The sequence below is a fragment of the Alteromonas sp. ALT199 genome (assembly GCF_018619335.1).
GTDB lineage: Bacteria > Pseudomonadota > Gammaproteobacteria > Enterobacterales > Alteromonadaceae > Alteromonas.
This window is the reverse complement of the sequence record NZ_JAHHDX010000163.1, coordinates 89,396-98,755: the sequence shown is the minus strand read 5'-3', so window position 1 is coordinate 98,755 and position 9,360 is coordinate 89,396. Positions and strand designations below refer to the sequence as shown.

Annotated in this window: 5 protein-coding genes and 1 pseudogene; all 6 read left to right on the top strand. The window is 45.5% G+C overall.

The annotated features are described in order from the left end of the window. The first annotated feature begins 2 nt into the window (after nt 1-2). Nucleotides 3-1,186, top strand: a pseudogene (tuf, locus tag KL866_RS18930) (elongation factor Tu). A 522-nt stretch (nt 1,187-1,708) separates the two neighbouring features. Continuing rightward, nucleotides 1,709-3,061 (top strand): alkaline phosphatase PhoX, encoded by a 1,353-nt coding sequence (locus tag KL866_RS18925; RefSeq protein ID WP_214996486.1) that lies wholly within the window; start codon nt 1,709-1,711, stop codon nt 3,059-3,061. A 500-nt stretch (nt 3,062-3,561) separates the two neighbouring features. Next, entirely contained in the window at nt 3,562-5,178 is a 1,617-nt protein-coding gene (locus tag KL866_RS18920; protein WP_409173996.1) for a catalase, read from the top strand. A gap of 150 nt (nt 5,179-5,328) precedes the next feature. After that, entirely contained in the window at nt 5,329-5,946 is a 618-nt protein-coding gene (locus KL866_RS18915; protein ID WP_214996482.1) for an ankyrin repeat domain-containing protein, read from the top strand. A 109-nt stretch (nt 5,947-6,055) separates the two neighbouring features. Next, nucleotides 6,056-6,598, top strand: coding sequence for a hypothetical protein (locus KL866_RS18910; RefSeq protein WP_214996480.1), 543 nt, complete (start codon nt 6,056-6,058; stop codon nt 6,596-6,598). Nucleotides 6,599-6,827: 229 nt separating this feature from the next. Then, nucleotides 6,828-9,275 (top strand): S8 family serine peptidase, encoded by a 2,448-nt coding sequence (locus tag KL866_RS18905; RefSeq protein WP_214996477.1) that lies wholly within the window; start codon nt 6,828-6,830, stop codon nt 9,273-9,275. Nucleotides 9,276-9,360 lie beyond the last annotated feature (85 nt).

The window sequence follows — 9,360 nt, the reverse complement described above, 5'->3', positions numbered from 1 at the left end:
AAATGGCAAAAGAAAAGTTTGAACGTACGAAACCCCATGTAAACGTGGGTACAATCGGCCACGTTGACCACGGTAAAACTACCCTAACTGCAGCTATCACTACAGTTCTTTCTAAAACTTACGGCGGTTCTGCTCAGGCTTTCGATCAAATCGATAACGCGCCTGAAGAGAAAGCTCGTGGTATCACCATTTCTACTTCACACGTAGAATATGACACTCCTACTCGTCACTACGCACACGTAGACTGCCCAGGACACGCTGATTACGTTAAAAACATGATCACTGGTGCTGCTCAGATGGACGGTGGTATCCTAGTAGTAGCTGCGACTGATGGCCCTATGCCACAGACTCGTGAGCACATCCTACTTGGTCGTCAGGTTGGTATTCCTTACATCATCGTATTCATGAACAAGTGTGACATGGTTGATGATGAAGAGCTTCTAGAGCTAGTAGAAATGGAAGTTCGTGAACTTCTTAAGAATACGAATTCCCAGGTGATGACCTACCAGTTATCCAAGGTTCAGCTCTTAAAGCGCTTGAAGGCGACGCAGAGTGGGAAAAGAAAATCATCGAGCTTGGTGAAGCGCTTGATTCATACATCCCAGAGCCAGAGCGTGCAATCGACAAGCCGTTCATCCTTCCAATCGAAGACGTATTCTCAATCTCAGGCCGTGGTACTGTTGTAACTGGTCGTGTAGAGCAAGGTATCGTAAAAGTTGGTGAAGAAGTAGAAATCGTAGGTATCAAAGACACTACTAAGACTACTTGTACTGGTGTTGAGATGTTCCGTAAGCTTCTTGACGAAGGCCGTGCAGGTGAGAACGTTGGTGTTCTTCTACGTGGTACTAAGCGTGACGAAGTTGAACGTGGTCAAGTACTAGCTAAGCCTGGTTCAATCACTCCACACGTTAACTTCGAAGCAGAAGTATACGTACTGTCTAAAGATGAAGGTGGCCGTCATACTCCATTCTTCAAAGGCTACCGTCCACAGTTCTACTTCCGTACAACTGACGTAACTGGTGCTGTAGAGCTTCCAGAAGGCGTAGAAATGGTAATGCCTGGTGACAACCTTAAATTTAAAGTTGAGCTAATTGCTCCGATTGCGATGGAAGAAGGTCTTCGTTTCGCAATCCGTGAAGGTGGTCGTACAGTAGGTGCTGGTGTTGTATCTAAGATCCTAGACTAATCTAGACTTAGCAACACAAGCCAAAAAAAGCGCACTTAGGTGCGCTTTTTTTATGCCTTTTAGAAAGTACGTGAGTGTATGCCCTCTGAAACACGCCGTGAACCCATCCATGGGGGCTCCGACACCGCATCCATGCGGTGTAGGGTTTCAGAGGGCATACACTCACTCCCTCGTTAATCGGCATAACAAGAGCTTTGAAGAGGAGAGGAGTAACACGCCGTAAAGCCATCCATGGCGGCTTCGCAGCAGCGTCCCTGCTGCTGAGAGTTTTTGATGGGGCTTCACTCCCTCCTTGATCGGAATAGCAAAAGGTTTGAAGAGGAGGGGAGCTATACGCCGTAAACCCATCCCAGCTTTTATGTAAGAGCTTCGAGATCAACCCGCATTCTCCCCATTAACCGCTTTCCCCAAGCTGTTTGCCTATAAAATGCGAATGTCACTTGCCAATAATTTCTTATGGTGTTGTTATACTGTAACAATTAATGGCTATCATGCCCGGCTTTATTGTTTAACGAGATTTTCATGATTACACGACGCCAGTTTTTAGTAGGCTCTTTGGCATTTGGTGGTCTAGCGACCAGTGCTTTTGGTAAGAAAATGAACTTGGCGTCTATGCCAATTAGCGAAGGCTATGGGGCGCTTGTAGCTGACCCTCAAAAGCTCCTCGATTTACCTAAAGGCTTTAGCTATAAAGTTATCTCAAGTCTTGGTAATGCAATGTCAGACGGTATGCACGTACCTGATAGAGCGGATGGGATGGGTTGCCTGCCTATAGATGGTAGTAGCGACAAAGTGGCGCTAATACGCAATCATGAACTACACCCTAAACATTTAAGTGCTCAGCCTGAGTCTATTCAAGCGCATGCTAGCGACTTAGCTTATGACAGTTACGCTAATGGCATTGCTTTACCCGGCGGTACTACAACCATGGTGTATAACCTTAGCACTCAAAAGGTTGAAAAAGAGTTTATTAGCCTGGCTGGCACCGTAAGAAATTGTTCAGGCGGCATTACGCCTTGGGGCACGTGGCTAACGTGTGAAGAGTCGGTAGACCGTCCTCACGGCCCTAACGGCGATGTGGTAAACACAGATCACGGCTATATCTTTGAGGTGCCTGCCAATGCGAGCTCATTAATAGAAGCGAAGCCGCTTAAAGACATGGGGCGTTTTAACCACGAAGCGGCTTGTGTCGACCCCAAAACCGGTATTGTTTATCTAACCGAAGACAGAGTCGATAGCTTGCTTTATCGCTTTGTACCAAATGAATACGGTAACTTAGCTTCTGGCGGTCAGTTAGAAGCGTTGGTGGTAAAAGACAAGCCTCAGTTAGATACACGTAACTGGAGTGCCAATACTATGCATGTAGCCACATGGTTCGACGTTGAGTGGGTAGCATTAGATAACCCAGAAAGTCCTAATGATGATTTACGCGTGCAAGGGTACGAGAAAGGCGCTGCGCTATTTGTTCGCGGTGAAGGCATACACTGGGGCGAAGAAGAGCTTTATTTCTGCTGTACCAACGGTGGGCAAAAGCAGCTAGGTCAGGTGATGAAGGTTGTTCCATCTGCTGATGGGACGCAAGACAAGCTTCAGCTGTTTTTAGAAAGTGAAGACAAGAATCTGTACAACTTTGGCGATAATCTAACTGTGTGCCCGAACGGGCATTTATTAGTGTGCGAAGATCAATACACCGACATAGTGGATAACCATTTGCGCGGTGTTACGCCAAGCGGAGAAGTATACAACTTTGCTAAATTACATGCGCAAACAGAACTAGCAGGCGCGTGTTTCTCGCCTGATGGTAATACGCTTTTCGTCAATATTTACTCACCAACGAAAACGTTAGCAATTACCGGCCCCTGGCTTAAAGCCTAAGTTTTTTCGAATGATTTTATGCGGCAACGTTTTGACAAAAACGCCGCCGCATTTTTTCTCAAACACTTATCCTTACTATACTTGCTAGCCTTTAAAAGACAGATAATTTTCACTTTCCCACGGCAGTAGCAATCACTTTCCCACGGCAGTAGCAATCACTTTCCCACGGCAGTAGCAATCACTTTCCCACAGCAATAGCTATCACTCTCGTTCATAAAAAAATGCGATTAGCCACCATATTTACAATCGTTTTGCTTGATTAATTGAATCAAATTATCTCATTTTAATAGTTTTAACCAATTAATGATAATGCTCTCAACTTAACAAGGAGAGCGAAATGAACGCACTATTAAAAAAGCTAACAACGGCACATAGCCATCGTGTTTCCTCCGCCACGAATCAACCCATTCGAACGCAATGTAATTACGCTGATAACTATTACGGCGACTAGAAGTAAAAGCCCCTAAACCTCGTACCAACCTTCATGTAGGAGTACAGCTGTGAGAACCTCGATGAAATCAACTTTAACTAAATTCGTACTAGGCGGCGTTGCTGCCAGCATGCTTACTTTAGGCGTAAGCGCAGATACGCTAACTCGCCAAAATGGCGCACCTGTCGGTAATAACCAAAACTCGCAAACCGCAGGTCCATGGGGACCAGTATTACTACAAGACTCTCATCTTATTGAAAAACTAGCGGCATTCGACCGTGAGCGTATTCCAGAGCGCGTTGTTCACGCTCGTGGTGTTGGTATCCACGGCTACTATGAAAACTATGTCGACTTATCTGACGAAACAGTTGCCGCACCATTTCAAGGCGAAGGCAAAAAAACAGAAGTATTTGTTCGTTTTTCATCAGTAGTTCACGGACATTTGTCGCCAGAGACGTTGCGCGACCCACGTGGTTTTGCGGTGAAGTTTTACACCGAACAAGGAAACTGGGATCTAGTAGGTAACAACTTTCCGGTATTCTTTATTCGCGATGCAATTAAATTCCCTGATATGGTACACGCATTTAAACCATCACCAGTGACGAACAAGCAAGACGCGAAGCGTATTTTTGATTTCTTCTCGCACGTGCCAGAGTCAACGCATACGTTAACCATGCTTTTCTCTGATTACGGCACACCAGCAAGCTATTTAAATATGGACGGCTCAGGTGTTCACGCATTTAAATTTGTTGATGACGAAGGTAATTACAAGTACGTGAAGTTTACTTGGAAAGCGAACCAACCTATTAAGAACTTCTCTGCTGAAGAAGCAATGAAAGTTCAAGGTATGGACTTCCAGCCGCACACCACTGATGTGTATACCCGTATCGGTGAAAAAGGTGAAACAGCATCTTGGGATCTGTATCTTCAAGAGTTAGAGCCAGAACAGTTAGATGACTTCGAGTTTAACCCACTTGATACAACTAAAGTTTGGCCTGAATCTTTGGTTCCTGCTAAGAAAATTGGTCGTTTAGTGCTTAACCGTGTGCCAGACAACTTCTTTGAAGAAACTGAGCAAGCGGCATTTGCGCCAAGCAATTTAATTCCAGGTATTGAGCCATCAGAAGACAGAATGCTTCAAGGTCGTTTGTTCTCGTATGCTGACACGCAGCGCTATCGTTTAGGTGTGAACGCGTATCGTATTCCGATTAATGCGCCGAAAAATGCGGTTATCAATAATCACGAGCAACACGGTCAGCTTCGCACAACTAGCTCTAATCGCGATGTGAACTATCAGCCAAGCCGTCGCCTAGACCTAAACGAAGACCCAGCGTTTCGTTATTCAAGTAAGCCACTTGCCGGTATGACACAACAAATTCCGTTCTACAAAGAACAGAACTTTAAGCAAGCGGGTGAGTTTTTCAGAAACCTGACTAAAGAAGGTCAAGCGCACCTGATTAGTAACTTAGGCGGAGCGTTAGCATCGGTACCTGAAGAAGAGATTCGCGTAGTCATTAGTGCTTATATGTACAACGCAGATAAGAACTACGGTAAGGGCGTAGCCAAACTAGCTAAAGCGCCAATGTCGAAAGTTCGCCAAACTGCAAAAGACTTGATGGAGCAACAGGCAGCACGCGCTGCAAAAGCAAAGCAAGTTGCAGAAAGCCTAACGGCACTTATGCAATAAGCTAAGTAGCACTTGGGTTGGGAGTTACATCACAGTGTTGAGTAACTCCCATTTTTCTCAAACAATTTTTCTTTAACAATCTTTCTGCAACAGCTTTGCTGAAAACAGTTTTGTAGTAACCAAATTTAGATTTACCAGTAAGGGGGCACGATGTCTTTTTTAAAGCAAACACTTACGGCAGCACTGTTCGTTGTTGTCACCTTCACCAGTTTTTATACTAGTGCGGCAGCTGAAACAACCACTCAAGCTAATACTCAACAAAGTGCGACTAGGCCTAATATGGAGGCCTTAAAAGCACGCTATTTTGATGCAGCGCGAGAAGGTGATAGCGCCATGCTAGGTGCATTTTATCAGGCCGGTCTAGATGTTAATGTAGCCGACGAAAAAGGCTATACCGCCCTTATACTTGCGGCGTACCATGGGCACACCGACACCATAAATTTTCTAATCGGTGAAGCTAATGCCAACCCATGTCAAGAAGACAACCGCGGAAACACCGCACTCATGGGGGCCATATTTAAAGGTCACGTTAGTGTGGCTAAGCAACTGGTTTTTGCCGACTGCGACATAGACGAAGAAAACGCACAGGGGCAAACCGCGTTAATGTTTGCGAGCCTTTTTGACAGACAAGAAATTATCAATACGCTTATCGACAAAGGGGCAAACCCAGCTCACATGGATAAAGCAGGCAATTCGGTAGCGGATATCGCTCTTTCGCAAGGTAATTACGAACTAGCAAAAGTACTACGCGAGCAAAACGCTAATTAAAAACACGCCACATTAAAGAGCATCGAATACAACTAGGGGGAACTCCCTATTTGTATTCTATGCACTAAGTTCAATACTAAGCCCATAAAAATATAGAAGTGGGTTCACTATGAGATCGTTACTAGCTGCATTTTTACTTTTTTCTGCATCATCTTCTTTCGCCGGTGTAATCACCTATGATTTCACACGCCTAGTGTTAGGTGATGAATCGGAGCAAACCAGTTTGCTCGGGCAAATCACCTTTGATGAAAATGAAACCCAGTTCAATATGAACACATGGCTGTCGTTTTTCTTTCAGCTAGAGTTTGATGGCGTAACTTACGACATAATGGAAGAGGACATTGCTGAATTTGCGATATCTGACCTGGACGATGGCGTTTTTGGTGACGACAGCAGTGAAGGCTTTGAGTTTTTCATTGAGGATTCAAGTGTGCCTTACGAGTTTACTATTAGTTCAGGTTTAGCTGGGCTAGGGCAAACAGATACCTGTGTTTTTTTTGAAAATGGTGATCGCTGCGCGGGTGGTCTATTCCAGTTGGTTAAAACAGGTGGGGCTAACAAGGGTTCAACCCAAGTGAGTGAACCTGCTTCCTTTACCGCTGCTATGCTAATTCTGTTCGCTTTTATTTCGGTAAAAAAACGCAAACAGTAGTCTTTTTCCTTTCAAGTAAGCCCCTAATTAGGATTCCACGTTCGTTCCCTCCAACTTATCTGTGTTTCTCGATAGTTGGTGTTTGTAGCCCTCACTTAGTGAGGGCTTTTTTCTTTTTAAGATTCTGTTTTAAAGTGCTTTTATAAAAAAATCTGAATAGGGGGAACTCCCCATAGTTTTGCATCTTGGGTTGTTAAATACTCAAGGGGTACTCAAAGAGAGGTGTATTATGAAGTTCCTTAATAAAAAAACAGTATTATCAGTAGCAATTGCTTGTGCCCTACCAGCGAGCATGGTTAACGCAAAAACATTCGATAAAACACTGGCTGATGCGCTTGCTGCTTCGCCGCTAGAACTGCAACAAGTTATTGTTACATTTGAAGGTAAGGGACCTGCCACAACAGAGCAAGTGACGGCACTTGAATCGTTAGGAATTACCGGTGGTGTTAGCCTGCGTAACGTACCTATTGTTGGCGTGTTAGCCAATAAACAGCAAGTTGAAGCACTCTATCAACGCGATGACGTGGTTTCAGTTTGGAACAACGACCCACTAGAACTAGAAAACCATGAATCTACCCAAATTACAGGTGTTCAGGCATTACAAGCTGACCGTGACATTCGCATTAACGGCATGCCGGTATCAGGTAAAGGCATTGGTGTAGTGGTAAACGACTCGGGCGTTGACGGCACGCACGGTGATTTAGCATTTCCTGATCACGTCGTTCAAAACGTACTAGCGCAGGTGAACTTAAACAGCTATAGCGGCATTTTACCGATTACTTACCAAGAAAACGTATCTAATACCGATATTCTAGGCGGTCACGGAACGCACGTGGCAGGCACTGTAGGCGGCAACGGCGCTAAGAGCGGAGGTTTGCACGCCGGTGTAGCACCGGGGGCCGATATTATAGGTTATGGCTCGGGTGCCGCTTTATTTATATTAGATACTATTGGCGGCTTTGACTACGCGCTAACACACCAATTCGACTACAACATACGCGTAATCTCTAACTCGTTCGGTAACACGGGGGATGTAGGTACAGACTTTAACCCAGACGACCCAACCAACGTTATAACTAAAGCATTAGCTGACAGCGGTATTATCACAGTGTTTTCAGCGGGTAACTCAGGACCTGGTGAGTCGACAATTACCGGTAACTTTAAAAAAGCGCCTTGGGTAATTACTGTTGCTGCGGGTAACAAGCAGGGCGAGTTGGCTGATTTCAGTTCACGTGGTGTAGATGGAAAAGGCGGGCAAGCCGTGGTAGACGGCGAAGTATTCACGTGGGAAGACCGTCCTACCGTAACTGCGCCTGGTGTAGATGTTATCTCTGCACGCGCATCGCTGTCTAGCTTAGGCGGCTTAAGTGCTGCTGACGACGCTGAAATGATTGAACCACAACACTTGCCGTTTTATACCGTATCTAGCGGTACTTCAATGGCAGCGCCTCACATATCAGGTATTGTTGCACTGATGCTAGAAGCGAATCCAAACCTTCAATGGGAAGATGTTAAACGCATTCTTCAAGAAACGGCCACACCAATGGCAGGCATGGATGAGTGGGAAGTGGGCGCAGGTTACGTTAACGCTTATGCTGCGGTAACCGCTGTGCTTGAAGGCGAAGAAGTATTCGGCGATACAGTGAAGATGAATCGCGAGTTTAACGCCTTTGCGAATGTGGCGGAAGGTGACAGCTTTACGCTGCCCACAACTTATCTTCCCGTTGGTGAATCACCAGTAGAAGAGTTTGAGGTAACACCTGATGTATCTATGGTTGTTGCGAGCGCATCAATTGAAACGGCAACAGCCTTTGTACTAGAAGACCCAGCAGGAAATACCTACGGTTCTGGCATCGGCTTACCAGTTTTAGGTTCTTCTGTAGGTACAGCAGCGCCAGGTATGCCTGGTACATGGAAGTTATACAGCCGTGGTATTGGTAGCATTAGCGGTGTATCGGTTGACCCACTAGGTGTTACAAACGGTGTGGGCATTCCCGGTACTAACGATGTGAATATCCGCTTGTTAGTAACCTCAGGTTATACCGGAATTGATGATGCAGTAGGTCACCCAGCTAAACCATTCATTGAATATGTAGTAGCAAATGAACTAATGGATGCGAAGGAAAGCGGTTTTGCACCAGATGCACCATTAACGCGTGTAGAGCTTGCAGATACGCTAGCGCTTAGTGCTAACCTTCGTCAAACCAACGGTGGCAACACAGTTAACTTCACCGATGTGAGTGCAGAAAATGCTGCCGCGGTTAATTCAGCAACAGCGACAGGCGCGGTATTAGGTGATTTGGAGATGAATACGCAACCAGTAATGCAATTTAACGGTGACTTCTTCGGTGGCAACATGCAGGTAAGCAAGGAAGAAATGGCGTATTCAATGGTTCAAGCTTTAGGTCTTGAAGATGCCGCGAATAGCTTTGACTCTGAAAAGGTTATCGCTATCGTGCTCGGCGAAGCGGTGGAAGTTGAAGATACTGATGCGATTGCGCCTGAATATCGCGGCCATGTCCAACAAGCTTTAGCTGCAGGGTTAATGCAGGTTGAAGTTAAAGTAGAGCAAGGTTCATTTGACCTGCAACCTACACTTAAAGCCTTCTTTAACCCACAAGATGGTGTATCACGAGGCGAAGCCGCGTTTATCCTAACGCAATACGCAGAACTTTAATTTGTAATGTAAGAGGGGCTTTGCTCCATCTGAAACACGGCGTAAACCCATCCATGGGGCCTTCGCCACAGCATCCATGCTGTGG